The sequence below is a fragment of the Geodermatophilus tzadiensis genome, from assembly GCF_003002915.1.
GTDB lineage: Bacteria > Actinomycetota > Actinomycetes > Mycobacteriales > Geodermatophilaceae > Geodermatophilus > Geodermatophilus tzadiensis.
On sequence record NZ_PVTG01000013.1, the window covers coordinates 87453 to 112715 of the forward strand.

Annotated in this window: 20 protein-coding genes; 9 read left to right on the plus strand and 11 right to left on the minus strand. The window is 75.0% G+C overall.

What is annotated here, in order from left to right:
* Positions 1–68 precede the first annotated feature (68 nt).
* A complete protein-coding gene (locus LY71_RS16585) occupies positions 69–422 on the plus strand; it encodes a nuclear transport factor 2 family protein (protein WP_106279638.1) in 354 nt (117 codons plus the stop codon).
* A 34-nt stretch (positions 423–456) separates the two neighbouring features.
* Here the strand turns inward: LY71_RS16585 and LY71_RS16590 are convergent, their stop codons facing one another.
* The 3 genes from LY71_RS16590 to LY71_RS16600 are packed head-to-tail and all read right to left on the minus strand — an operon-like array spanning position 457 to position 3305.
* Positions 457–1482, minus strand: coding sequence for an NAD(P)-dependent alcohol dehydrogenase (locus LY71_RS16590; protein ID WP_106279640.1), 1026 nt, complete (start codon positions 1480–1482; stop codon positions 457–459).
* Positions 1479–2249, minus strand: coding sequence for a metal-sulfur cluster assembly factor (locus LY71_RS16595; protein ID WP_106279642.1), 771 nt, complete (start codon positions 2247–2249; stop codon positions 1479–1481). The genes LY71_RS16590 and LY71_RS16595 overlap by 4 nt, the downstream gene beginning before the upstream one ends.
* 12 nt (positions 2250–2261) lie before the next feature.
* Complete coding sequence (locus LY71_RS16600; protein WP_106279644.1) at positions 2262–3305, minus strand: amidohydrolase family protein; 1044 nt, start codon at positions 3303–3305, stop codon at positions 2262–2264.
* A 180-nt stretch (positions 3306–3485) separates the two neighbouring features.
* Here LY71_RS16600 and LY71_RS16605 point away from each other — a divergent pair, with 180 nt between their 5' ends.
* From LY71_RS16605 to LY71_RS16625, 5 genes are all read left to right on the plus strand, one after another.
* Entirely contained in the window at positions 3486–4970 is a 1485-nt protein-coding gene (locus LY71_RS16605; protein ID WP_245887959.1) for an AAA-type ATPase lid domain-containing protein, read from the plus strand.
* A 72-nt stretch (positions 4971–5042) separates the two neighbouring features.
* Entirely contained in the window at positions 5043–7127 is a 2085-nt protein-coding gene (pta, locus tag LY71_RS16610; protein WP_106279646.1) for a phosphate acetyltransferase, read from the plus strand.
* Positions 7124–8320, plus strand: coding sequence for an acetate/propionate family kinase (locus LY71_RS16615; protein ID WP_106279648.1), 1197 nt, complete (start codon positions 7124–7126; stop codon positions 8318–8320). Before pta ends, LY71_RS16615 begins: the two co-directional genes overlap by 4 nt.
* Positions 8321–8403: 83 nt before the next feature.
* Positions 8404–9711, plus strand: coding sequence for a sensor histidine kinase (locus LY71_RS16620; protein WP_106279651.1), 1308 nt, complete (start codon positions 8404–8406; stop codon positions 9709–9711).
* Entirely contained in the window at positions 9699–10343 is a 645-nt protein-coding gene (locus tag LY71_RS16625) for a response regulator (RefSeq protein ID WP_106279653.1), read from the plus strand. The genes LY71_RS16620 and LY71_RS16625 overlap by 13 nt, the downstream gene beginning before the upstream one ends.
* Positions 10344–10350: 7 nt before the next feature.
* Here the strand turns inward: LY71_RS16625 and metH are convergent, their stop codons facing one another.
* Positions 10351–14151, minus strand: a complete 3801-nt coding sequence (gene metH, locus LY71_RS16630) for a methionine synthase (RefSeq protein ID WP_106279655.1) — start codon at positions 14149–14151, stop codon at positions 10351–10353.
* A gap of 139 nt (positions 14152–14290) precedes the next feature.
* On the opposite strand from metH, the gene LY71_RS16635 reads away from it, so the two are divergent.
* Positions 14291–15154, plus strand: coding sequence for a PAC2 family protein (locus LY71_RS16635; RefSeq protein WP_106279657.1), 864 nt, complete (start codon positions 14291–14293; stop codon positions 15152–15154).
* A 171-nt stretch (positions 15155–15325) separates the two neighbouring features.
* On the opposite strand, the gene LY71_RS16640 is transcribed toward LY71_RS16635, so the two are convergent.
* The 5 genes from LY71_RS16640 to LY71_RS16660 form a co-directional block, all read right to left on the minus strand.
* A complete protein-coding gene (locus tag LY71_RS16640) occupies positions 15326–16381 on the minus strand; it encodes an HD domain-containing protein (protein WP_106279659.1) in 1056 nt (351 codons plus the stop codon).
* Positions 16381–17676 carry a cysteine--1-D-myo-inosityl 2-amino-2-deoxy-alpha-D-glucopyranoside ligase gene (mshC, locus tag LY71_RS16645; RefSeq protein ID WP_106279661.1) on the minus strand — a complete coding sequence of 432 codons (1296 nt, stop codon included), beginning with the start codon at positions 17674–17676 and terminating at the stop codon, positions 16381–16383. Before mshC ends, LY71_RS16640 begins: the two co-directional genes overlap by 1 nt.
* A 142-nt stretch (positions 17677–17818) precedes the next feature.
* Positions 17819–19336, minus strand: a complete 1518-nt coding sequence (glpK, locus tag LY71_RS16650; protein ID WP_106279663.1) for a glycerol kinase GlpK — start codon at positions 19334–19336, stop codon at positions 17819–17821.
* Between the two features lie 58 nt (positions 19337–19394).
* Positions 19395–20120, minus strand: coding sequence for an MIP/aquaporin family protein (locus tag LY71_RS16655; RefSeq protein WP_245887960.1), 726 nt, complete (start codon positions 20118–20120; stop codon positions 19395–19397).
* Between the two features lie 163 nt (positions 20121–20283).
* Positions 20284–22029, minus strand: a complete 1746-nt coding sequence (locus tag LY71_RS16660) for a glycerol-3-phosphate dehydrogenase/oxidase (protein ID WP_245887962.1) — start codon at positions 22027–22029, stop codon at positions 20284–20286.
* A gap of 161 nt (positions 22030–22190) precedes the next feature.
* On the opposite strand from LY71_RS16660, the gene LY71_RS16665 reads away from it, so the two are divergent.
* Both LY71_RS16665 and LY71_RS16670 read left to right on the plus strand, forming a co-directional pair.
* Positions 22191–23216: a sugar-binding transcriptional regulator gene (locus LY71_RS16665; protein WP_211297384.1), complete on the plus strand. Its 1026-nt coding sequence runs from the start codon at positions 22191–22193 to the stop codon at positions 23214–23216.
* Positions 23217–23232: 16 nt separating this feature from the next.
* Positions 23233–23949, plus strand: a complete 717-nt coding sequence (locus tag LY71_RS16670; protein ID WP_106279665.1) for a maleylpyruvate isomerase family mycothiol-dependent enzyme — start codon at positions 23233–23235, stop codon at positions 23947–23949.
* 3 nt (positions 23950–23952) lie between these two features.
* On the opposite strand, the gene LY71_RS16675 is transcribed toward LY71_RS16670, so the two are convergent.
* Both LY71_RS16675 and LY71_RS16680 read right to left on the minus strand, forming a co-directional pair.
* Complete coding sequence (locus LY71_RS16675) at positions 23953–24339, minus strand: VOC family protein (RefSeq protein ID WP_106279667.1); 387 nt, start codon at positions 24337–24339, stop codon at positions 23953–23955.
* Between the two features lie 177 nt (positions 24340–24516).
* Complete coding sequence (locus tag LY71_RS16680) at positions 24517–25260, minus strand: SCO1664 family protein (RefSeq protein WP_106279669.1); 744 nt, start codon at positions 25258–25260, stop codon at positions 24517–24519.
* Between the last annotated feature and the right edge of the window lie 3 nt (positions 25261–25263).

The window sequence follows — 25263 nt, forward strand, 5'->3', positions numbered from 1 at the left end:
TCTCCTGTCGGGCGGTCGGAGGACCAGGATGGCGGGTGCCCGGCCCGCCGTCGCGAGAGGACCCGTCCATGACCGCCCCCGACCGCGCGGCGCAGCTGCACGCGCTGTACCAGGCCTTCGGCCGGCGCGACCTCGACGCGGTGCTGGCCGCGATGAGCCCCGACGTCGACTGGCCCAACGGCTGGGAGGGCGGCCGCGTCCACGGGCGGGAGGGCGTGCGCGACTACTGGACGCGCCAGTGGGCGCAGATCCGCCCGGTGCTGCGGCCGACCCGGGTCACCGAGCGCCCCGACGGCGCCGTCGAGGTCACCGTCGCCCTCACCGTGCGCGACCCCGGCGGCACCCTGCTCTCCCGGGAGACCGTCCGGCACGTGTACCGCTTCGACGGCGACCTGGTGGCCCGGATGGACACCGAGCGGTAGCGCCCCCGGCCGACCCGGCCGGGGGCGCCACCCGTCACGGCACGAGGATGGCCCGGCCCCGGACCTTCCCGGCGTCGAGGTCGCGGATCGCGTCCACGGCCCGGTCCAGCGGGTACTGCTGGGTGTGCAGGGTGACCTGCCCGGCCTGCGCGAGCACCATCAGCTCGGCCAGGTCGGTGTAGGTGCCGACGATGTTGCCGACGACGTTCTTCTCGCCGGCGACGAACTCCAGCGTCGGGATCCGCAGCTCGCCGCCGTAGCCGATGACGTAGAGCGAGCCGGCCGGCCCGGTCATGTGCCAGCCGTCCATCTCCGCGCCCTGCTCGGCGACGAAGTCGAAGACGACGTCGGCGCCCCCGCCGGTCAGCTCTTGCACCGCCTGCACCTGGTCCCCGTCGGCGACCACGGTCTCGTCCGCGCCGATCTGGCGGGCGAGCTCGAGCGCGTCGGGGTTGCGGTCGACGACGACCACCCGGGCGCCCGACAGCGCGGCCAGGCACTGCACGCCGATGTGGCCGAGACCGCCGGCGCCCTGCACGACCGCGGTGGTGCCCGGGTGCAGCAGCGGCAGGGCCTTGCGCACGGCGTGGTAGGCGGTGATGCCGGCGTCGGCGAGCGCGGCGACGTCCGCGGGGTTGGTCGACGGGTCGAGCTTCACGCAGGCGCGGGCGGTGGTGCGCAGGTACTCGGCCATGCCGCCGTCGTCGTTCGACAACCCCGGGAAGAAGGCGTGCTCGCACTGCATGTCCCGGCCGGCGCGGCAGGCCAGGCACAGGCCGCAGCTGGGCTGGGGGTGCAGGATCACCGTGTCACCGACGGCGACGTTCGTGACCCCCTCCCCGACCCGGTGCACCCACCCGGCGTTCTCGTGCCCGATGACGTAGGGCAGCTCCGGGTTCTGGATGTCGGCCCACTGGCCCTCGAGGATGTGCAGGTCGGTGCGGCAGACCCCGGCGCCGCCGATCTTGACGATGACGTCGAGGGGGCCCTGGAGCTCCGGCTCCGGGATGTCGTCGATGCGGGGGTCGGCGTGGTACTCGTGCACGCGGACGGCCTTCATGAGCGCACCTCCAGGGGGAGCAGCGGACGGTCCTCGGGGCGGGGGGTCTGGTCGGCCTCCGACCCCGGGTAGCGGGTGGTGAGCAGCCCGCGGCAGAAGTGTGCGTTCCCGTCGACGGAGATGCGCACCGAGCGGGCCCGCCGCAGGAAGTGCGCCGCGGCGTCGTACGCGGGCCGGGTGCCGTCGGCCTCGACCAGCACCGGTGCGCCCGGGTCGAGCGGCAGGCCGAGCACGGCCCGGCGGCGCAGCAGCGCCTCGGTCGTGGGCTCCCCTGCCGGCAGGTCGCCGAGGGTGAGCGCAGCGACGTCCACCGCCGGGTCGAGCCGGAGCAGGGCGGTGACCGCCCGCTCCATCGCGGCGGTGTGCGCCTTGCGGGTGAAGGTCGCCCGCAGCTCGTCGAGGGACTCCTCCGCCTCGTGCCCGAAGGTGCCCTGGTAGCCCAGGCCCGCGGCCAGGCCCCGGTTGATCAGCTCGGAGTCGTGGTGGTCGTCGAGCTCGACGACCACCCGCCCCACCCCGGGCACGGCCGACACCGCGTCGTGGGCGTCGGAGACCATCAGCCAGGCGAAGTTGGGCGCGCAGAACGAGGTGGGCAGCCGCAGGTGCACCTCCACGTGCGCGCCGTCGCCGGCGCCGACGACGGCCACCGAGCGGACGAAGCCGAGGTCGGTGATCGGCTCGTCGAGCTCGGGGTCGACGACGGTGCCCAGCGCCGCGCGCACCGCCTGCTCGGAGACGGCGGCCAGGTCGGGGAGGACGGCGGTCATGCGGCGTCCTCCTCAGACCGACGCGAGGTCGGCGGCGGCGGGCTCGCGCGGACCGGTCTGCGTCTCGTCGGCCTCGGGCAGCCGCAGGTGCTCGGGCACGTGCAGGTCGTAGAGGCGGGCGGCGTTGAGGCCGAGCACCTTCTTCCGCTGCGCGGTGGTGATCGGCGCGTACTCGGTCATGTCCTCGGGGATCTGGAAGTCCACGAACCGCTCGACCAGCCACTTCGGCGTCCAGAGGGCGTAGTCGCTGGAGAACAGGATCCGGTCCTCGCCGATCCAGTAGAGGAGCTCGCCCATGATCTGCGCGAAGTAGCGCGGCCGGGTGTGGATGAAGGGCATGGCCACCGCCAGGCCGCCGTAGACGTTGGGCTCCTGGGTGGCGATCCAGCAGAAGTCCTCCAGGCGCGGCAGGCCGACGTGCTCCACGACGAAGGTGAGGTCGGTGAAGTCGGTCGCCACGTGGTCGACGTCGGCGACGTCGAAGGCGTCGCGGTCCAGCGGGCGGATGGTGGGGCCCTTGTGGATGTGGATGTTCCGGATGCCCAGCTCGCGACAGACCTCGAGGTAGCGGTAGGCCATCGGGTCGGTGAGCTTCCAGCCGCGGGACTCGCCGTGCCAGTCGGCGGTGTAGAGCTTCACGCCCTTGAGCTGCATGCGCTCGGCGTTCTCCCGCAGCTTCTCCAGGCCGTTCTCGCCGTCGCGCGGGTCCCAGTAGTGGTTGTAGGTCAGCTGGTCCGGGTGGGCCTGGGCGAGGGCGAAGGCCTCCTCGGTCTGGCCGAAGCCCCGGTGGTAGAACTCCGCGAGCCGGGCCGGCTGGAAGATCGCGTGGTCGACGATGCCGTCGACGAACACGTCGCGCATCAGCCGCTCGCCGCCCTGGTAGAGGTACTCCTCGTAGCCCCAGGTCTCCGACTCCGGGGACAGGTTGCGGTGGTAGTCGTAGAAGCAGTCGATGAACTGCTTGCCGTGGACGTTGCGCTGGTTCTCCGGCCGCGCGTCCCACAGCGCGATGTGCGCGTCCACCACGTAGTACTGCTCGCCGTCCTTGGTGTACATCCGTCGGCCTCCGTCGGCTCCGGTCGTGAGCTGGGTCACCTGCCCGCCGCCGACGCTAGGGCGCGCGGGCCGCCACGCACCCCCTCCGGCCGTCTCACTCTGAGACACCTCGGGACGCCGCCTGCCGCGTACATTGCCGTGACACAGGCCACAGCACCCAGGCCCAGCCGGGAGGCGACCGTGGACGAGCCGGCCCTACCGGAGTCGCTGCCGGAGTCGCTGCCGGACCCCGCCCTGGCCGGCCGGTCCGCGGCGCCGCGGGTGCGGGCGTCGTGGCGGCGCAGCCAGGGCTACGGGGTGCCGCCGGACGAGGTGGTGCCGGTGTTCACCGGGTCACCGGACACCGGCTCGCTGCTCTACGAGTGCGCGCACCGGGTGCTCAGCGACCTGCAGTCGACGATCGCCAACGAGCCGGTGAGCCTGATGGTCGCCGACCCGGCCGGGTTCGTGCTGGCCCGCCTCGGCGACGACGTGTCGATCCACCGGGCGCTGGACCGGGTGCACCTGGCGCCGGGGTTCTCCTACAGCGAGCGCAACGCCGGCACCAACGGCCTGGGGCTGTCGCTGGCCGACCGGGCGCCGACGCTGGTGCGGGCCGCCGACCACTGGGTCACCGACCTGCGCGGCTACACCTGCGCGGCGGCGCCCGTGCTCGAGCCGGGCACCGGCGAGCTGGCCGGCAGCATCAACCTCACCACCTGGTCGGACTCCTCCTCCGAGCTGCTGCTGGGCCTCGCGCAGACCGCGGCGAGCGCCACCAGCGCGCTCATGGCGGTGCGCAGCGGCGGCCGCCTCGTGCGCCCGGCGCCGCGCGGGGAGGTGTTCCGGGTGATCGGCGGCTCGCTGGCCCCCGACGACGGCGACCCGTGCGTCACCCCGGCCTGGCGGACCGCCGTCGACCGGGCCGCGGTGGCGGTCTCCTCCGGGCACGGGACGGTCGTCGTCGGCGAGCCCGGCGCCGGCAAGGCGACGCTGGCCGCGCTCGCCCGGCGGCGGCTGCCCGGCCGGCAGCGGCTGCTGCACGCCCGCGCGCCCGAGGCCGGCGACGTCGCGCCGTGGCTGGAGCTGTGGACGCCGGAGCTGCGCGACGCCGACACCTGCGTGATCGTCTCCGGGCTGCACCGGCTGCCGGCGTGGGCGGCCGGCGAGCTCGCGCACGTCCTCGCCGGCGTCCGCCGCGCCGGGCGGCCCCAGCCCTTCGTGCTCACCGCACCCGGCTACGGGGCGCTGCCCGACCCGGTCGCCCGGCTGGCCGACGCCGTCGTCGAGGTGCCGCCGCTGCGCGACCGGGCCGACGACGTGCTGCCGCTGGCGTCGTGGACCGCCCGGCAGGAACGGCACCGCGAGGTCGCCTTCACGCCCCGCGCCGCCCGCGCGCTGACCGGGTACGCCTGGCCGGGCAACGTCGGGCAGCTGCGGCGCGTGGTGCGCGAGGCGGTCGCCCGGGCCGACGTCGTCGACGTCCACCACCTGGCGCCGGAGGTGCTCGACGCCGGCAGCCGGCCGCTGTCGCGGCTGGAGCGGCTGGAGCGCGACGAGATCGTCCGGTGCCTGACCGAGCCCGGGACGACGATGACCCGGGTCGCCGAGGAGCTCGGCATCGGCCGCGCCACCCTCTACCGCAAGATCGCCCAGTACAAGATCGCGCTGCCGCGGGCGGGCTGAGCTCCCGCGCTCCGGACGCCGCCCCGCCGCCGGGCCCCTAGGGTCGCGGGCAGGGGGCGGAGGGAGACGAGGGTGTCGGACGGGCTCTACCTCACCGGCTGCGAGCCGGCGACCGGGAAGTCGGCCGTGGCCCTGGGGGTCTTCGAGCTGCTGGCCCGCCGGGTCGGCCGGCTCGGCGTGTTCCGCCCGGTGGTGTCCTCGCGCGACGCCGCCGACCCGGTCGTGGAGCTGCTGCTGCCGCGCTCCCCCACGGAGCTGGCCGAGGAGGCCTGCGTCGGCGTCCCGTACGCCGACGTGCTCGCCGACGAGGACCGGGCGCTGTCGGAGATCGTGGCCCGCTACCGGGCGCTGGCGGCGCGCTGCGACCGGGTGCTGGTCGTCGGCTCGGACTTCAGCGAGGCCGGCGCCTCCCGCGAGCTGGCGCTCAACGCCCGCATCGCGGCCAACCTCGGGCTGCCCGTGCTGTGCGTCGTCTCCGGCCGCGACCGCGACCCCGGCGACGTCGCCGCCGCCGTCGGCGTCGGCGAGACCGCGGTGCGGGCGGCCGGCGGCGAGGTGGTCGCCGTCGTGGCCAACCGGGTGCCGCCGCGGCTGCTGCCGGCCGTGCGGGAGCGGGTCGGCGGCCGCGGGGTGCCCGTCTACGTGCTGCCCGAGGCGCCGGTGCTCACCGCGCCCACCGTCGCCGAGGTGGCGCGGGCCTGCGACGCCCGGGTGCTGGCCGGCGACGACGCGGCGCTGGGCCGGGAGACCTCCGGCGTGCTGGTGGCCGCCATGACCATCCCCAACCTGCTCGAGCGGCTGGTCGACGACGTCGTGGTGATCACCCCCGGCGACCGCGCCGACGTCGTCCTCGGGGTGCTGGCCGCGCACCTGTCCGGCGGCCTGCCCGCCCCCGCCGGGCTGGTGCTCACCGGCGGCATGGCGCCCGCCGAGCCGGTGATGCGCCTGGTGGAGCGGCTGCCGGCGGTGGTCCCCGTGGTGGTCACCGACCAGGACACCTACGCGACCGCCACGCTGGCCGGGTCGGCGCCCGGCCGGATCGGGCCGGGGGCGCCGCGCAAGATGGACGTGGCGCTCGCGCTGGTGGAGGAGCACGTCGACGGCGACGAGCTGCTCGACCGGATCGCGGTCGCCCGGCCGCGGGTGACCACGCCGCTGATGTTCGAGTACGAGCTGCTCGACCGGGCCCGCGCCGACCGCCGCCACGTCGTCCTCCCGGAGGGCACCGACGAGCGGGTGCTGCGCGCCGCCGAGCGGCTGCTGCGCCGCGGCGTCGTCGACCTGACGCTGCTCGGCGACGCCGGCGAGGTGCGCGCCGCGGCCGCCCGCGCCGGCGTCGACGTGGCCGGGGCGCGGCTGCTCGACCCCTGCGACCCGGAGCTGCGCGAGCGGCTGGCCGTGGAGTACGCGCGGCGGCGGGCGCACCGCGGCGTGACCATGGACGCCGCCCGCGACCTGGTCGTCGACGTCTCCTACGCCGGCACGCTCATGGTCGCCCTGGGCCTGGCCGACGGCATGGTCTCCGGCGCCACGCACACCACCGCGCAGACGATCCGCCCCGCGCTGGAGCTGATCAGGACCACCGAGGGCGTCTCCCTGGTGTCCAGCGTGTTCTTCATGTGCCTGGCCGACCGGGTGGTGGTCTACGGCGACTGCGCGGTCAACGTGCACCCCGACGCCGGGCAGCTGGCCGAGATCGCGGTGACCTCGGCGCAGACCGCGGCGCGGTTCGGCGTCGAGCCGCGGGTGGCGATGCTGTCCTACTCCACGGGCAGCTCGGGCAGCGGCGAGGACGTCGAGCGGGTGCGCGCGGCCACCGAGCTGGTGCGCTCGCGCGCACCCGGCCTGCTGGTGGAGGGACCGATCCAGTACGACGCCGCCGTCGACGCCGGGGTGGCGCGCACCAAGCTGCCGGCCAGCGAGGTGGCCGGGCGGGCCACGGTGTTCGTGTTCCCCGACCTCAACACCGGCAACAACACCTACAAGGCCGTTCAGCGCAGCGCCGGTGCGGTGGCGGTCGGCCCCGTGCTGCAGGGGCTGCGCAAGCCGGTCAACGACCTGTCCCGTGGGGCGACGGTGCAGGACATCGTCAACACCGTGGCGATCACCGCCATCCAGGCGCAGGACCCGGCCGCCCCGGGCGGAGCGCGGTCGTGAGCGGGCGGGTGCTGGTCGTCAACTGCGGCTCGTCGTCGCTGAAGTACCGGCTGGTCGACGTCGGCGCCGGGCAGGCGCTGGCGTGGGGGCTCGCCGAGCGCGTCGGGCAGCCCTCGGGCCGGCTCACCCACTCCCGGGCGGGCGCGGAGCCGTCGGTGGTGGAGCGGCCGCTGCCCGACCACGCCGGCGCGCTCGCCGCGGCGCTGGAGGCCTTCGCGCACGCCGGCCCGTCGCTGGCCGACGCCGGCCTGACCGCCGTCGCCCACCGGGTGGTGCACGGCGGCGACCGCTTCTCCGCGCCCGTGCGCATCGACGACGACGTCGTCCGCGCGGTGCGCGAGCTGGCCACCCTGGCGCCGCTGCACAACCCGGTCAACGCCGTCGGCATCGAGGTGGCCCGGCGGGCCTTCCCCGGCCTGCCGCACGTGGCCGTGTTCGACACCGCCTTCCACGCCACCCTGCCGCCGCACGCGCACACCTACGCGGTGCCGCCGCAGTGGGCCCGCGACCACGGCGTGCGCCGCTACGGCTTCCACGGCACCTCGCACGCCCACGTCTCCCGCGCCACGGCCGAGCTCCTCGGCCGGCCCCTGTCCGAGACGAACACCGTCGTGCTGCACCTGGGCAACGGCGCCAGCGCCACCGCCGTCGCCGGGGGCCGCAGCGTGGAGACCTCCATGGGCATGACGCCGCTGGAGGGCCTGGTCATGGGCACCCGCTCCGGCGACCTCGACCCCGCCGTCGTCGCGCACCTGCACCGGGTCGCGGGCCTGTCCCCCGCGGAGGTCGACCGGGCGCTGAACTCCTCCAGCGGGATGCTCGCGCTGGCCGGCACCAACGACCTGCGGGAGGTGCACCGGCGCATCGCCGACGGCGACCCCGCGGCCGCGCTCGCCCTCGACGTGTTCTGCCACCGGGTGCGCAAGTACGTGGGCGCCTACCTGGCCGTGCTCGGCCGCACCGACGCGATCGCGTTCACCGGCGGCATCGGGGAGAACGACGCCGTCGTCCGCGCCCGCTCGCTGGCCGGGCTGGAGTCGCTGGGCATCCGGCTCGACGAGGAGCGCAACGCCGTCCGCGCCCCGGGCGGCCGGCGCGTCTCGGCCGACGACAGCGCGGTCGCCGTCCTCGTGGTGCCCACCGACGAGGAGCTGGAGATGGCCCGCCAGACGGTGGCGCTGCTCGCCGCCTGACCCGCCGTGTCGGGGAAGCCCGACAGCGGGCCGGCCGGGCAGCAGGATGGGACCGTGACGCCCGCGCCGCCAGGCTCGTCGGCATGAGCACCGACACCGCCGTCCTGCCACCGATGAGCACCGCAGAGCCTCCCCCGGCCCGCCCGCACGAGCGGCTGCGCGCGCTCGGCGTGGACACCGCCTACTCCCTCGTGGGCCTCCCCGTCGCGACCGTCGCCTTCGTCGTGGTCGTGGCCGGGCTGTCCCTCGGCGCCGGCCTGCTGGTCGTCTGGGTCGGCCTGGCGGTCCTCGCCGCCACCCTGGTCGCCGCCCGCGGCCTGGCCGGCGTGGAGCGGGCCTGGCTGCCCGCGGTCCTGGGCACCCCGCTGCCCCGGCCGGCCTACCGGCGCGCCGACGGTGGCACCGTCCGCCGGCTGCTGACGCCGGTGCGCGACCCGCAGACCTGGCTCGACGCGCTGCACGCGCTGGTCCGCTTCCCGCTGGCCGTGCTCGCGTTCGCCGTGACGGTGAGCTGGTGGGCGGTCGCCCTCGGCGGCCTCAGCTACGGCCTGTGGGACTGGGCGCTGCCGCGGGACGAGGGCAACCAGGACCTGCTCGAGCTGGTCGGCCTGGAGACCTCGTCGTTCCGCCGCGTCCTGCTCTACACGGTGATCGGGGCGGTGTTCGCGCTGCTGCTGCCGGTCGTCGTCCGCGCAGTCGCGCTGCTGCAGGCCCAGCTGGGCCGGGTGCTGCTCACCGGCCGTGCCGCCACCCAGGCCGAGATCGACCGGCTGGCCGGGGGCCGCGACGCCGCCGTCGCCGCGGAGGCGGTGGCGCTGCGCCGGCTGGAGCGCGACATCCACGACGGGCCGCAGCAGCACCTGGTCCGCCTGGGCATGGACCTCTCCCGCGCTCAGCGGCAGCTCGACCGCGACCCCGCCGCCGCCCGCGCGACGCTGGGCGAGGCGGCCGGGCTGGCCCGGGAGGCGCTGGAGGAGCTGCGGGCGCTCTCCCGCGGCATCGCGCCGCCGGTGCTCGCCGACCGCGGCCTGGCCGCCGCGCTGGCCGCCGTCGCGGCGCGGTCCCCGGTGCCCGTCGAGCTGGCCGTCGACCTGCCGCCCGGGCGGCTGGCGCCGGCGGTGGAGAACACCGCCTACTTCGTGGTCAGCGAGGCGCTGGCCAACGTGGCCAAGCACAGCGGCGCCACCGCCTGCCAGGTCGTCGTCGTGGCCGCGGGGCCGGCGCTGCGGGTGACCGTGGAGGACGACGGCCCCGGCGGGGCGGTGCTCGTGCCCGGGCACGGCCTGGCCGGGCTGGCCGACCGGCTGCGCGCCGTGGACGGCGTGCTCACCGTCGACAGCCCGGCCGGCGGACCCACCCGGCTGGTCGCGGAGCTGCCGTGCGGGTCGTGATCGCCGACGACTCGGTGCTGCTCCGCGAGGGGCTGGTGCGCCTGGTCGAGGAGGAGGGCAGCGAGGTGGTCGCCGCCGTGGGCGACGGCCCCTCGCTGGTCCGGGCGGTGACCGAGCACCGCCCGGACGTCGCCGTCGTCGACGTCCGGATGCCCCCCACGCACACCGACGAGGGGCTGCGCGCCGCCGTCGAGGCCCGTGCCGCCGTCCCGGGGACGGCGGTGCTGGTGCTGTCCCAGTACGTCGAGGTGGCCTACGCCGACGAGCTGCTCGCCGACGGCCGCGGCGGGGTCGGCTACCTGCTCAAGGACCGGGTGACCGACCTCGACGCCTTCCTCGCCGCGCTGACCGGCGTCGCCGGCGGCGGCACGGTGCTCGACCCCCAGGTGGTCGCCCAGCTGTTCGCCCGCCGCCGCGCCGACGACCCGGTGCGCCGGCTGACCCCCCGCGAGCGCGAGGTGCTCGAGCTGGTCGCCGAGGGGCACTCCAACGCCGCGATCGCCCGCCGGCTGGTGGTCACCGGCGGCGCGGTGGAGAAGCACACCCAGCGGATCTTCGCCAAGCTGGGCCTGGCGCCCGACGAGGACCGCAACAGCCGCGTGCTGGCGACGCTCGCCTACCTCCGCTCCTGACCCGGCTCTAGTCCTCGTCGGTGCGGTAGCCCAGGTTCGGCGAGAGCCAGCGCTCGGCCTCGGCCACGGTCCAGCCCTTGCGGCGGGCGTAGTCCTCGACCTGGTCGCGGCCGACGCGGCCGAGGTTGAAGTAGCGCGACTCCGGGTGGGAGAAGTACAGCCCGCTCACGGCCGCGCCCGGCCACATGGCCATGCTCTCGGTGAGCTGGATGCCGGCGGTGTTCTCGACGTCGAGCAGCGACCAGATCGTGAGCTTCTCGGTGTGCTCGGGGCAGGCGGGATAGCCCGGCGCCGGGCGGATCCCGTGGTACTTCTCGGCGATGAGGCCGTCGCTGTCGAGGTGCTCGTCGGGGGCGTAGGCCCAGAACTCCTTGCGCACCCGCTCGTGCAACCGCTCGGCGAAGGCCTCGGCGAGCCGGTCGGCGAGCGCCTCCAGCATGATCGCGCTGTAGTCGTCGTTCGCCTTCTTGAACGCCATGACCCGCTCCGTCGAGCCGATCCCCGCGGTCACCGCGAACGCACCGACGTAGTCGCGCAGGCCGGTCGCCCGGGGCGCGACGAAGTCGGCCAGCGACCGGCGCGGCGAGCCGTCCCGCCCCTCGGTCTGCTGGCGCAGCTGGTGCAGGGTCGCCAGGACCTCGCGGCGCGACTCGTCGGTGTAGACCTCCAGGTCGTCGCCGTCGACCTGGTTGGCCGGGAACAGGCCGAAGACCCCGTTCGCGGTGAGCCACTTCTCCGCGACGATCCGGTCGAGCATCGCCTGCGCGTCCTCGTAGAGACGGCGGGCGGCCTCCCCGGTGGTCGGGTTGTGCAGGATGTCGGGGAACCGGCCGCGCATCTCCCACGCGTTGAAGAACGGCTGCCAGTCGATGTAGCCGCGCAGCTCCTCCAGCGGGTAGTCGGGCAGGCTGCGGACGAACTGGGTGGCCACGTGGTGCGCGTGGTCGCACGCCGGCCCTGCGCAGACGTCCATCGCCTGCTGCAGCAGCATGCGCGGACGCGGCGGGGAGTAGCCGCTCCAGTCGATCGAGGGGGCGGCGGCCCGCGCGGCCTCGAGGGGCAGCAGCGCGCGGGAGTCCTGACGGGCCGCGTGCCGCTCGCGCAGCGCCGCGTAGTCCGCCTCGGTCTCGGCCAGCAGCCCGGGCCGCTGCTCGTCGGAGAGCAGCGCGGCGACGACGGGCACCGACCGGGAGGCGTCCTTCACCCAGATGACCGGCCCGTGGTACCGCTGCGCGATCTTGACGGCGGTGTGCGCCCGGGACGTCGTCGCGCCGCCGATCAGCAGCGGGACGTCGAAGCCCTGCCGCTCCATCTCCGAGGCCAGGGTGACCATCTCGTCCAGGGACGGCGTGATCAGCCCGGAGAGGCCGATGACGTCGGCGCCCTCCTCCTTGGCGGCGTCCAGGATCCGCTGCGGCGGCACCATCACACCGAGGTCGACGACGTCGTAGTTGTTGCACTGCAGGACGACGCCGACGATGTTCTTGCCGATGTCGTGGACGTCGCCCTTCGCCGTCGCCATGACGACCTTGCCGTTCGTCCGCTCGGCGTCGCCGGGCTGCTTCTCGGCCTCGATGTAGGGGATCAGGTAGGCGACGGCCTTCTTCATGACCCGCGCGGACTTCACCACCTGCGGCAGGAACATCTTGCCGGCGCCGAAGAGGTCACCGACGACGTTCATGCCGTCCATCAGCGGGCCCTCGATGACCTCGATGGGCCGGCCGCCGCGGGCGGCGATCTCCTGCCGCAGCTCCTCGGTGTCGTCCTCGACGAACGCGTCGATGCCCTTCACCAGGGCGTGGGTGATGCGCTCCCCCACCGGGAGGGACCGCCACTCCTCGGTGGCGACCTCCTTCACCGACCCGTCGCCGGCGTAGTCCCCGGCGATCTCGAGCAGGCGCTCGGTGCTGTCCGGCCGGCGGTTGAGGATCACGTCCTCGATGCGGTCGCGCAGCAGCTCGGGCACCTCGCTGTACACCTCGAGCTGCCCGGCGTTGACGATCGCCATGTCTAGACCGGCCGCGATCGCGTGGTACAGGAAGACCGAGTGGATGGCCTCGCGGACCGGGTTGTTGCCGCGGAAGGAGAACGAGACGTTGGAGACGCCGCCGGAGACCAGCGCACCGGGCAGGTTCTGCTTGATCCAGCGGGTCGACTCGATGAAGTCCAGCCCGTAGTTGGCGTGCTCCTCGATGCCCGTGGCGACGGCGAAGATGTTCGGGTCGAAGATGACGTCCTCGGCCGGGAAGCCGACCCGCTCCACGAGGATGTCGTAGGCCCGCTTGCAGATCCGGGTGCGGCGCTCGACGTTGTCGCCCTGGCCGTCCTCGTCGAAGGCCATCACGACGACCGCGGCGCCGTACTTGCGGCACAACCGGGCGTGGTGGACGAACTCCTCCTCGCCGTTCTTCAGCGAGATCGAGTTGACGATCGGCTTGCCCTGGATGTTCTTGAGGCCGGCCTCCATGACCTCCCACTTGGAGGAGTCGACCATGACGGGCACGCGGGAGATGTCGGGCTCGGCGGCGATCAGCTTGGTGAAGCGGTCCATCGCCGCGACGCCGTCGATCATCCCCTCGTCCATGTTGACGTCGATGACCTGCGCGCCGGCCTCGACCTGCTGCCGGGCCACGGCCAGGGCGGCGGGGTAGTCACCGGCCTTGATGAGGTTGCGGAAGCGCGCCGAGCCGGTGATGTTCGTGCGCTCGCCGACGTTGACGAACAGCGAGTCCTCGGTGACGACCAGCGGCTCCAGACCCGAGAGCCGCAGCGCGGGGGCCACCTCGACCGGCGTGCGCGGCCGCTTGCCCGCCACCACGCCGGCGATCGCGGCGATGTGCGCCGGGGTGGTGCCGCAGCAGCCGCCGACGAGGTTGACGAACCCGCTGTCGGCGAACTCCTCGAGCACCGCCGCGGTCTCCTCGGGTGCCTCGTCGTACTCGCCGAAGGCGTTGGGCAGCCCGGCGTTGGGATAGCAGGAGACGAACGTGTCGGCCACCCGCGCCATCTCGGCGACGTAGGGCCGCATCTCCTTGGCCCCGAGGGCGCAGTTGAGGCCCACCAGGAGGGGCCTGACGTGGCGGACGGAGTTCCAGAACGCCTCGGTGACCTGCCCGGACAGCGTCCGGCCCGACGCGTCGGTGATCGTGCCGGAGACGATCACCGGCCAGCGGCGGCCGCGCTCCTCGAACAGCGTCTCGAGGGCGAAGATCGCCGCCTTGGCGTTGAGCGTGTCGAAGATCGTCTCGACGATCAGCGCGTCCGCGCCGCCGTCCACCAGGCCGCCCGCCTGCTCCAGGTAGGCCTCGACGAGCTCGTCGTAGCTGATGTTGCGGGCACCCGGGTCGTTCACGTCGGGCGAGATCGACGCCGTCCGGGTGGTCGGCCCGATGGCGCCGGCGACGTAGCGCGGCCTGTCCGGGGTGCGCGCGGTCATCGCGTCGGCCTCGCGGCGGGCCAGCCGGGCGGCGGCCTCGTTGATCTCCCGGGCCAGGGCTCCCATGCCGTAGTCGGCCAGCGAGACGGCGTTGGCGTTGAAGGTGTTGGTCTCGATGACGTCGGCGCCGGCCTCGAGGTACTCCCGGTGGATGCCGGCGATGATCCCGGGCTGGGTGAGGACGAGCAGGTCGTTGTTGCCCTGCAGGTCGCTCGGCCAGTCGGCGAAGCGCTCGCCGCGGTAGCCGGCCTCGCTGGGGCGGTCGCGCTGGATCGCCGTCCCCATCGCCCCGTCCAGCACGAGGATGCGCTGCTCGAGCAGGGCGGTGAGCTCCGCGGTGACGTCGGGGCGGAGCTGCGGGGCGTCGGTCACGGGCGTCCTCGGGGGGTTCGGTCGGCGGCGGAGGGGCCTGCTGCGGGCACAGCGGTCCCGGCCCCGCCTCTTGTTCCGCGGGCCATCCTCCCATCTCGCTCCTCCCGGCGGGACGCCGCGACCGACGTAGGCTCGCAGGGTGACCGACCCCAAGTCCGCCTCCGAGGACCTGCCCCAGCTCGACCGGCCGGTGGTGGTGGTCGCGTTCGAGGGCTGGAACGACGCCGGGGACGCCGCCACCGGGGCGCTCGAGCACCTGGAGCTGATCTGGGACGCCACCCCCCTCGCGGCGCTCGACCCCGAGGACTACTACGACTTCCAGGTCAACCGGCCCACCGTGTCCCTGGTCGGCGGGATCAGCCGCCGCGTCGAGTGGCCGACGACGCGCATCTCGGTGGCCCGCCCGCCGGACAGCGACCGCGACGTCGTGCTCATCCGCGGCATCGAGCCCAACATGCGCTGGCGTGGCTTCTGCGAGGAGCTCATCGAGCTGTGCCGCGAGCTCGACGTGCAGACCGTCGTCGCGCTGGGCGCCCTGCTCGCCGACACGCCGCACACCCGCCCCACCCCGGTCACCGGCTCCGCCTACGACACCGAGTCCGCCGAGCGCTGGGGCCTGGAGACCTCCCGCTACGAGGGGCCCACCGGCATCCTCGGCGTCTTCCAGGACGCGTGCGTGCAGGCGGGTCTCCCGGCGGTGAGCTTCTGGGCCGCCGTCCCGCACTACGTGTCGCAGCCGCCCTCGCCGCGGGCCACCGTGGCGCTGCTGCAGCGCGTCGAGGAGGTGCTGGAGGTCGCCGTGCCGCTCGGCGCGCTCCCCCAGCAGGCCGACGAGTGGGTCAAGACCGTCGACGAGATGGCCCAGGAGGACGCCGAGGTCGTCGAGTACGTCCGCTCGCTGGAGGAGCGGCAGACCGAGACCGACCTGTCCCAGGCCAACGGCGACCAGATCGCCCGCGAGTTCGAGCGCTACCTCCGCCGCCGGGGCTCCTCCCCCAACTAGCCCGACCCGGCCGCCGCTGTGGTGGGCGGCGGCCGGCCCGGTCGAGGTCGAGTTGGGGATAACGGTCGGGGGAGCCCCTCTGCCGGCGTTCCTCCCCCGGTGCCGGTGCTGCAGCGCCCGCGGTGCACGGGGGAACGCCGGCACTCCGCCGTCCCGCGGCCGGTCCCGGCGTCAGGTGCGCAGCAGCGGGGTCATCCGGGCCGCGGCGTCCTCGCCGAAGAGCCGGTCGTGGGTGGCCAGCGCGAACCGGTCGGTCATCCCGGACACGTGGTCGACCACCTGCGTCACCAGGTCGGCCTCGGTGTCGCGGTAGGTGGGCGGGATGAGCTCGGGGTGGGCGAGGTGGTGGTCGACCAGCCGGCGGATGACGTCGACCGCCAGCTGCTTCTGCCCCGCGGCGGTCTCGGACACGTACACCCGCTCGAACATGAACGCCCGCAGCTCGTGCATCGCCGCCAGGGGCCCGGCCGCCATGACCACCGCTCCCCCGTCGGCCAGCGAGCCGGCGACGACGGCGTCCACCATCGCGCCGACCATCGCGCTGCCCGGCTCGCCGAACGCCGCGCGCGCGACCGCCGGGAGGTCGCCGGGCCGCAGCACCCCGGCGCGGACGGCGTCCAGCGCGTCGTGCGAGAGGTAGGCGATCCGGTCGGCGTAGCGCACGCACTCGCCCTCGCGGGTGGCCGGCGGCGGGGTGATCTTCCAGCTGTGCGCGCGGATGCCGTCGCGCACCTCCCAGGTGAGGTTGAGGTGCTCGAGCACCTCGACGATCCGCACGCCCTGCGCCGCGTGGTGCCAGCCGCCGGGGACGTAGGGGTCGAAGGCGTCCTCGCCGATGTGGCCGAACGGCGAGTGCCCGACGTCGTGGCCGAGCGCGATCGCCTCGGCCAGCGTCTCGTGGAGGCCCAGTGCCCGGGCGATGGCGCGCGCCACCTGGGTGACCTGCAGCGTGTGGGTGAGCCGGGTGACGAAGTGGTCGCCGTCGGGGTTGAGGAAGACCTGCGTCTTGTGCTTGAGCCGGCGGAAGGCCTTGGCGTGCAGGATCCGGTCGCGGTCGCGCTCGTAGGGGGTGCGCAGCCGGTCCTCGGGCTCGGCGACGGCGCGGCCGCGGGTGGCCGCCGAGCGCGCCGCGGCCGGGGCGAGCCCGGACTCCTCCGCCTCGCGCGCTGCGCGGTCGGTGAGGCGGAACCCCCCGGTCGCCGCACCACCCGGGGACCCGCCCGCCATCAGCCCTCCTGCGGCGCGGCGCCGAAGAGGTCCACGCCCAGCAGCGCGTCGACGGCGTCGGCCACCATGGCCGGGGCGCCGTCCTCGCCGTCCCCGTCCCCGTCCCCGTCCCCGTCCCCGTCCCCGTCCCCGGCGAGGGTGGCCGCCGCCCAGGCGTCGACGAGGGCGATGGCGCCGGGGCTGTCGAGGTCGTCGGCCAGGCGCTCGCGCAGGCCCGCCAGCACCGGGGCGGCCGGGGCGCCGGCGCCGCGGACGGCAGCACGCCGCCAGGTGGCCAGCCGCTCCTCGGCGGCGGCCAGCAGGTCGGCGGTCCAGGCGCGGTCGGTGCGGTAGTGACCCGACAGCAGCGCCAGCCGGACGGCCATCGGGTCGACGCCCTCGCCGCGCAGCTTGGAGACGAACACCAGGTTGCCGCGGCTCTTGCTCATCTTCTCGCCGTCCAGGCCGATCATCGCCGCGTGCACGTAGGCCCGGGCGAAGGGCTTGGTGGCGGTGAGCGCCTCGGCGTGCACGGCGGAGAACTCGTGGTGCGGGAAGACGAGGTCGCTGCCGCCGCCCTGCACGTCGAAGCCCATGCCGATCGTGTCCAGCGCGATGGCGGCGCACTCGATGTGCCAGCCCGGGCGGCCGGCTGTGCCGCGCGGGCCGGGCCAGGACGGCTCGCCCTCGCGGCGGCCGCGCCACAGCAGCGGGTCGAGCCGGTTGCGCTTGCCCGGGCGGTCGGGGTCGCCGCCGCGCTCGGCCGACAGCGCCAGCATGGTGGCCTCGTCGTAGCCGCTCTCGTCGCCGAAGCCCGGTGCCTGCGCGACGTCGTGGTAGACGTCGCCGGTGCCGTCGTCGAGGGCGTAGGCCAGGCCCTCGTCGAGCAGGGTCTCGACGTGGGCGACGATCTGCGGGATGGCCGCCACCGCGCCCACGTAGTCGTCTGGCGGCAGGACCCGCAGCGCCGTCATGTCCTCCCGGAACAGCGCGGTCTCGCGCATCCCGAGGACCACCCAGTCCTCGCCGTCGCGCTCGGCGCGCTCGAGCAGCGGGTCGTCGATGTCGGTGACGTTCTGCACGTAGTGGACCCCGTGCCCGGCGTCCCGCCACACCCGGTTGACCAGGTCGAAGGCCAGGTAGGTGGCGGCGTGGCCGAGGTGGGTGGCGTCGTAGGGGGTGATCCCGCAGACGTACATCCGGGCCACCCGGTCGGGCGTGGTGGCCACGACCTCCCCCCGGGCGGTGTCGAACAGCCGGAGGACCGGGCCGGCACCCGGCAGGGTCGGCAGGAGCGGGGCGGGCCAGGCGAGCACGACGCCGAGCCTAGTTGCGTGGCCGCGCCCACCCCGCGGACGCCGCCCACCTGGGGACGGCGCCCGCGGTGAGCGCACCGAGCGGCCCCCTCGCAGGGGCCCACCGCGAGCTAGCGAGCGGTGGGGGGGCGAGGGGGTCCTTCTACTCGTCGTCGTCGTCGACCCAGTCGAGGGTGCGGGCCACGGCCTTCTGCCACTTGCGGTAGTAGCGGTCGCGGGTGCCGGCGTCCATGGCCGGCGACCACCGCTTGTCCTCCGCCCACTGGCTGGTCAGCTCGTCCTCGTCGGCCCAGAAGCCGACGGCGAGCCCCGCGGCGTAGGCCGCGCCCAGCGCCGTCGTCTCGGCGATCTGCGGCCGGACGACGTCGACGCCGAGGACGTCGGCCTGGAACTGCATGAGCAGCTCGTTGACCACCATGCCGCCGTCGACGCGCAGCTCGGTGAGGTCGACGCCGGAGTCGGCGTTCATCGCCTCGACGACCTCGCGGGTCTGGTAGGCGGTGGCCTCCAGGACGGCGCGGGCGAGGTGGCCGCGGTTGACGTAGCGGGTCAGCCCGACCAGCGCACCGCGGGCGTCGGAGCGCCAGTGCGGGGCGAACAGGCCGGAGAACGCCGGCACGAAGTAGGCGCCGCCGTTGTCCTCCACCGACCGGGCCACCGCCTCGATCTCGCCGGCGCCGCCGATGAGCCGCAGGTTGTCGCGCACCCACTGCACCAGCGAGCCGGTGACGGCGATGGAGCCCTCGAGGGCGTACACCGGCTTGCGGTCGCCGATCCGGTAGCAGACCGTCGTCAGCAGGCCGTTCTTCGACGACACCGCCTCCTCGCCGGTGTTGAGCAGCAGGAAGTTGCCGGTGCCGTAGGTGTTCTTGGCCATGCCGGGCGAGAAGCAGACCTGCCCGAAGGTGGCCGCCTGCTGGTCGCCGAGCGAGCCGGCGATCTTGACGCCGGCGAGCGCGCCGGCCTTGCGGCCCTCGCCGTAGACCTCGGAGTTGGAGCGGATCTCCGGCAGCATCGACACCGGGATGCGCATGTCCGCGGCGATCGACTCGTCCCAGGCCAGCGTGCGGTAGTCCATGAGCATCGTGCGCGAGGCGTTGCTGACGTCGGTGATGTGCTGCCCGCCGTCGGTGCCGCCGGTCATGTGCCACAGCAGCCAGCTGTCGATCGTGCCCATGAGCAGGTCCCCGCGCTCGGCCCGCTCGCGGGCGCCCTCGACGTTGTCGAGGATCCAGGTCACCTTGGGCCCGGCGAAGTAGGTGGCCAGCGGCAGGCCGACCTTCTCCTTGTACCGGTCGGCGCCGCCGCCGAGCTCGCCGAGCTCGGTGACGATGCGGTCGGTGCGGGTGTCCTGCCAGACGATGGCGTTGTAGACCGGCTCGCCGGTGGTCCGGTCCCACACGACGGTGGTCTCGCGCTGGTTGGTCAGGCCGACGGCGGCGAGGTCGGCGCCGGTCAGGTCGGCGCGGGCCAGCGCCTGGCCGACCACCTCGCGGACGTTGGCCCAGATCTCGACCGGGTCGTGCTCGACCCAGCCGGCGCGCGGGAAGATCTGCTGGTGCTCCTTCTGGCCGACGGCCACGACGGCGCCGTCGTGGTCGAAGACCATGCAGCGGGTGCTGGTGGTGCCCTGGTCGATGGCGGCGATGTACTGGCTCACGGGGACCTCCGGGTGCGTCGTTGCAGGGGGGGTTCGGACGGGGGGGAGCAGGGGCGGGTCAGAAGACCTGGGAGAGCAGGCCGGCGAGGACGCCGCCGATGACGGGGCCGACCACCGGCACCCAGGCGTAGCCCCAGTCGCTGCCCTTCTTGCCGCGGATGGGCAGCACGGCGTGCGCGATGCGCGGGCCCAGGTCGCGGGCGGGGTTGATGGCGTAGCCGGTGGGCCCGCCCAACGAGGCGCCGATGCCGACGACCAGCAGCGCCACCGCGAGCGGCCCGATCTCGGACGGCGTGTTGCCGAACTGCAGGATCACGTAGATCAGCACGAACGTGCCGATGAGCTCGGTGACGACGTTCCACGGGTAGCTGCGGATCGCCGGCCCGGTGGAGAACGTCGCCAGCACCTCACCGGGGTCGGGGTGGGCGGCGTAGTGCTCGTGGTAGGCCAGCCAGGCCACGACGGCGCCGAGGAAGGCGCCGACGAACTCCCCGGCGAAGTAGACCAGCGTGCTGCCGAGGGTGATGTCCACGCCGGGCGCGTACTCGTCGGCGCCGGAGGCCCACAGGCCCAGGGTGACGGCGGGGTTGAGGTGGGCGCCGCTGCGGTAGCCGGCGTAGACGCCGATGAAGACCGCCAGGCCCCAGCCGAAGTTGATGAGCAGCCAGTCGGCGCCGCGGCCCTTGGAGTCGGTGAGCAGCACGTTGGCGACCACGCCGACGCCGCCCAGCAGCAGCAGCGCGGTGCCGAGCACCTCGGAGAAGAAGACGGAGACCAGTGACACGTCCAGGGACCTCTCTGTCCGGTTGTGCCGTACGGGGGCCCGCCCGGTCCGGGCGGGGTCGTGCGGGATCCGCGCGCTCCTCCTCGCGCGGGCTCGCGGTCGACGGGGTCGGGGTCGACGGGGTCGGGGCGGGGCCGGCCGGGGTCACCGGCCGGCCCCGGGCTCAGGAGGCGTCGGCGAACGGCCGGATCTCCGGCGCCCGCAGCCGGGCGGCCTCGGCGGAGCTGTCGTCGGGCATGACCTCGGCGGCCCGCTCGGCCTCGACGCGGGCGAGGTAGCTGGACACCTCCCGCTCCAGCTGGGCGTCGTCCCAGCCCAGCGGCCCGGCCATGAGCGCGGCGGCCGCGCGCGCCGACGCCGTCCCCCGGTCGGCCTGCTCGTAGGACAGCCGGGTGCGCCGGGTCAGCACGTCCTCCAGGTGCAGCGCGCCCTCGGCGGTGACGGCGTAGACGACCTCGGCGCGCAGGTAGTCCGGCGCGCCCTCGAGCGGCCGGCCGAGGTCGGGGTCGGCGTCCACGAGGGCCAGCACCTCGTCGACGAGGCTGCCGTAGCGGTCGAGCAGGTGCTCGACGCGCTTCTCGGTCCAGCCGTGCGCGGCGGCGAGGTGGGCCTTGCGGTTCCAGCGCACCTGGTAGCCGTCGGCGCCGACCAGGGGCAGCTCCTCGGTGAGCGAGGCCGGGACCGCGGCGGCCGGGTCCTCGCCGGGCGCGCGGTCGGCCAGCGCCATGTCGACGACGTCGCGGGCCATGACCCGGTAGGTCGTGTACTTGCCGCCGGCGATGACGGTCAGCCCCGGCCGGACGGTGGCCACGGTGTGCTCGCGGGAGACCCTCGTCGTCGAGCCGCTGCCGTCGTCGACCGGCTGGAGCAGGGGGCGCAGGCCGGTGTAGACGCCGAGGACGTCGTCGCGGGTGAGCGGGCGCTCGAGCACGGCGTTGGCGTGCTCGATGAGGTAGTCGACGTCGGCGGAGGAGGCGACCGGGTGGTCCTTGGCCAGGTCCCACGGGGTGTCGGTCGTGCCGATCACCCAGTGGGTGGGCCACGGGATGATGAACAGCACGCTCTTCTCGGTGCGCAGGATGAACCCGTCCTCGCCGGCGATCGCCGACCGCGGGACGGCGATGTGCACGCCCTTGGAGGCCCGCACGGTCAGGCCCTGGGCGCGGAAGAGCTCCTGGGTCTGGTCGGTCCACACACCGGTGGCGCCGACGACGTGGCGGGCGCGGATGGTGAGGTCCCGGCCGGTCTCGAGGTCCACGGCGCGCACGCCCGCGACCCGGCCGTCCTCCTCGAGGTAGCCGGTCACCTGGGTGCGGCTGGCGGCCAGCGCACCGTGGCCGACGGCGGTGCGCACGAGCACCTGGACCAGGCGGGCGTCGTCGACCTTGGCGTCCCAGTAGCGGATGGCGCCGATGGCGGCGTCCTCGCGCAGCGACGGCGCGACCCGGCGCAGCGCCTTCTTCGACAGGTGCCGGTGCAGTGGGACGCCGCGGCCGCCCACCCGGCCCAGGAGGCCGCCGAGCGTGTCGTAGAGCGCGATGCCGGCGCCGATGTAGACCCGCTCCCACACGCGGTGGCGGATCGGGTACAGGAAGGGCACGGGGTGCACCAGGTGCGGGGCGAGCCGGCCGACGAGCAGGCCGCGCTCGTGCAGCGCCTCGCGGACCAGCGCGAAGTCGAGCATCTCCAGGTAGCGCAGCCCGCCGTGGACGAGCTTGCTCGCCCGGCTGGAGGTGCCCGAGGCCCAGTCCCGCTGCTCGAGCAGGCCGACGCTCAGGCCGCGGCTGGCGGCGTCCAGGGCGGCCCCGGCGCCGGTCACACCACCTCCGATCACCAGGACGTCGAGGACCTGCGCGGACATGCGGTCGAGTGCGTCGGAGCGGTTCTGCAGGGACAGGGCGGTGGGCACGGGCACTCCCGGGAGGTGTGCTGGTCACCGACGTGGGCGCCGGTCAACTGAACACCTCAGAGCCTGCCCGGGGTGCGCCGCTAGAGCAGCCCGGTGCACGGATGTGCACCGGCGGACTACCGTCGTCGGCGGCCAGGACGCCCCGCGGAGGAGCTGCCGACGTGACACCCGACGACCGCATCGAGCGGGTCGCCCGACGGTTCTGGCTGGACAGGGCCACGATGGAGACGATCGCCAACGAGGAGGGCGTCTCCCGGTCGACGATCTCGCGGGCCCTCGACACCGCGCGCGCCACCGGGGTCGTGTCCATCACGGTGAACCCCGTGCACGGACGTGCAGCCGCGATGGCAACGGAGCTCGGCCGCCGCCACGGCATCGCGGCGCGGGTGGTCCCCGTCCCGGAGGACGCGAGCGGCCCGGCCCGGCTGCAGGCGGTCGCGGCCGAGACCGCCGTGCTCCTCGACGAGGTGGTCGACTCCGGCACCACCCTGGGCCTGGCGTGGGGCACCACGACCAGCGCGGTGGGGCAGCACCTGCGCGCCCGCCCGCTGCGCGACGCGCACGTCGTCCAGCTCAACGGGGCGATGAACACCCACAGCAGCGGGGTGGGGTACGGCAGCGACGTCCTCGGCCGGTTCGGGACCGCGTGGGACGCCCGGGTGCACCACTTCCCGGTGCCAGCGTTCTTCGACCGGCCCGAGACGCGCCAGGCGATGTGGCGGGAGCGCAGCGTGCGCCGCGTCCTCGACCTCCAGCAGGGCGCCGGCGTCGCGCTCTTCGGCATCGGCGCGATGACCGGCGCGGTGCCCTCCCGCGTGCACACCGAGGGCTACCTGACCCCCGGGGACCGCGCCGACCTCGTCGCCGCCGGTGCCGTGGGCGACGTCTGCACGGTCTTCCTGCGCGCCGACGGCTCGTGGGAGGGGATCGCGCTCAACGCGCGCACCAGCGGCCTGCTCCCGCCGCTGCTGCGCCGCATCCCCCGGCGGGTGTGCGCGGTCGCCGGCGACGACAAGGTCGCCGGTCTCGTCGCCGCGCTGGCCGCCGGCCTGGTGACCGACCTGGTGCTCGACTCGCGGGCGGCCCAGGAGCTGCTGACCTCCCGTCCGCCCACCCGGCCCGGGGCACTGTGGCGGCCGCCGTCGGGCCACCCGTCCCCGACCGGCGCTAGCGTCCGGGGTACCTGACCCGGGGAGGCCGCCGATGGACCCGTCCGCCCACCTCGCGGCGCTGCGCCGGGCCGACGCCCGGTTCGCCGACGCCGCCGCCGAGGCCGTGCTGTCCTCCGGCTGGGGCGCCGCGGTGCCCGGCTGCCCCGGCTGGACGCTGTCCGACCTGGTCTGGCACCTCGGCGAGGTGCAGCACTTCTGGGCGTGGGTGGTGCGCACCCGCGCGCCGCACCCCGGCGGCTACGAGGGCCCGCAGCGCCGTCCCGACGACGAGCTGCTGGGCTGGTCGGCCGGGCAGTCGGCGGAGCTCGAGGTCGCGCTGGCCGCCGCCGACCCCGCCGAGCGGGTGTGGACCTGGGCGCCGCGGCAGGACGTCTCGTTCGTGCTTCGGCGGCAGGTGCACGAGGCCGTCGTGCACACCGTCGACGTCGAGCAGGTGCTCGGCGACGTGCGGCCGGTCGAGGCCGACGTCGGCCTCGACGGCGTCGACGAGTGGCTGGAGGTGGTGGTGCCCGGCGTCTTCCCCGACGGCCCGCCCGAGGGCGCCCACCCGGTGGTGCTGCACGCCATCGACGCCGGCGTGGAGCGCACCCTGTTCGCCGGGTCGCGGCCGCAGCCGGTGGCCACGCTGCGCGGCACGGCCGGCGACCTGCTGCTGGCGTGCTGGCGGCGGGTGCCGCTGGAGGTGCTCACCGTGGACGGCGACGGCCTGCAGGCGGCCGCGATGATCGACCTCGTGCGGATGGACTGACCCTCAGGGCCAGCTGACGGCGTACCGGTCGAACGCCTCGCCGGTCTGCACGCCCACCACGCAGAACACCAGCCCGGCGGGGTCGGTCATCTGCCAGAACGAGCCCATGTCGGCCAGCCGGCGGGCGCCGAGGGCCTCCAGCCGGGCCACCTCGGCGGGCACGTCGTCGGTCTCGACGTCGACGTGCCAGCGCGGCGGCGTCCCCTCCCCCGTGCGCTGCACCTCCAGGTGGAAGCCGCCGGCGAAGGAGCCGAGCGAGGCCCAGTCGTCGTCCGCGGGGTCGGGGGCGGCGGTGCGGCCGGTGGCGCCGGCCCAGAACGCGGTGCCCGCGGCGTGGTGCGCGGGCGGCAGGTCGAGCAGCAGGACGGCCAGGCGGGATCGGTGCGGCACGTGTCCACTGTCGCCCTACCGGGCTCCGACCGCGGCCAGGAGCCGTACCCGACCTGCATCGAGCCCTGCCTCGTCACACCTCGGGAGGCCTCCGGCCCCCGCTCGGCGCGACGACCCTCGCGGGAGCGCCCCCGCGCTCTGCCTCGGGGAGCCTTCGGCCCCCGCTCGGCAGGGCGCTCAGAAGGGCGGCCAGGGCAGCGCGGGCCACTCGCCGGAGGGCTCGGGGTGCAGCTGCGTGCGCAGCAGCTCGGCCACCCGCTGCTGGGTGCAGCGCACCTCCCGGCGGGTGAGGTGCTCGTGCAGCGCCTCGCCGAGGTCGCCGCGCAGCTCGTCGGCCAGGCGCTCGAGCACCTCCAGCGCCTCCAGCGGCAGCGGCCTGCCGGCCCACCGCCACAGCAGGGTGCGCAGCTTCGGGTCCGACGAGAAGCAGATGCCGTGGTCGACGCCGTACACGTGGCCCGCCGAGGTCGGGATGATGTGCCCGCCCTTGCGGTCGGCGTTGTTCACCACCGCGTCGAACACCGCCATCCGGCGCAGGCCGGGGTGGTCGGAGCGGACGAAGGCGGCCAGGTCGACGTCGGGGTCGCCGTCGATCCACAGCTGCACCATGCCGGGGCCGAACGGGCCGTCGCGCAGCACGGTGGGCGGCACCACCGACCAGCCGGTGGCCTCGCTGACCAGCGCCGCCGACACCTCGCGGCCGGCCAGCGTGCCGTCGGGGAAGTCCCACAGCGGCCGCTCGCCGGCGACCGGCTTGTACACGCACTCGGCCTCGAGCTCGCCGGTGCGGACGACGCCGACGAGGGTCACGTTGCTGGCGTCGAGCATCCGGCCCTCGAGGTCGATGTCCCCCTCGAGCAGCAGGCGTCGCGCCTCGGCGTCGCCGACCGGGGTGCGCAGCTCCCGCGCGGGCTCGCTCACCGT

Excerpts from the sequence above, each read along its gene's own strand:
- LY71_RS16595 (WP_106279642.1), bottom strand. The coding sequence starts at position 2,249 with ATGACCGCCGTCCTCCCCGACCTGGCCGCCGTCTCCGAGCAGGCGGTG.
- LY71_RS16640 (WP_106279659.1), bottom strand. The coding sequence starts at position 16,381 with ATGGCGGGCGGGTCCCCGGGTGGTGCGGCGACCGGGGGGTTCCGCCTC.
- LY71_RS16600 (WP_106279644.1), bottom strand. The coding sequence starts at position 3,305 with ATGTACACCAAGGACGGCGAGCAGTACTACGTGGTGGACGCGCACATC.
- LY71_RS16620 (WP_106279651.1), top strand. The coding sequence starts at position 8,404 with ATGAGCACCGACACCGCCGTCCTGCCACCGATGAGCACCGCAGAGCCT.
- LY71_RS16590 (WP_106279640.1), bottom strand. The coding sequence starts at position 1,482 with ATGAAGGCCGTCCGCGTGCACGAGTACCACGCCGACCCCCGCATCGAC.
- LY71_RS16670 (WP_106279665.1), top strand. The coding sequence starts at position 23,233 with ATGGACCCGTCCGCCCACCTCGCGGCGCTGCGCCGGGCCGACGCCCGG.
- LY71_RS16585 (WP_106279638.1), top strand. The coding sequence starts at position 69 with ATGACCGCCCCCGACCGCGCGGCGCAGCTGCACGCGCTGTACCAGGCC.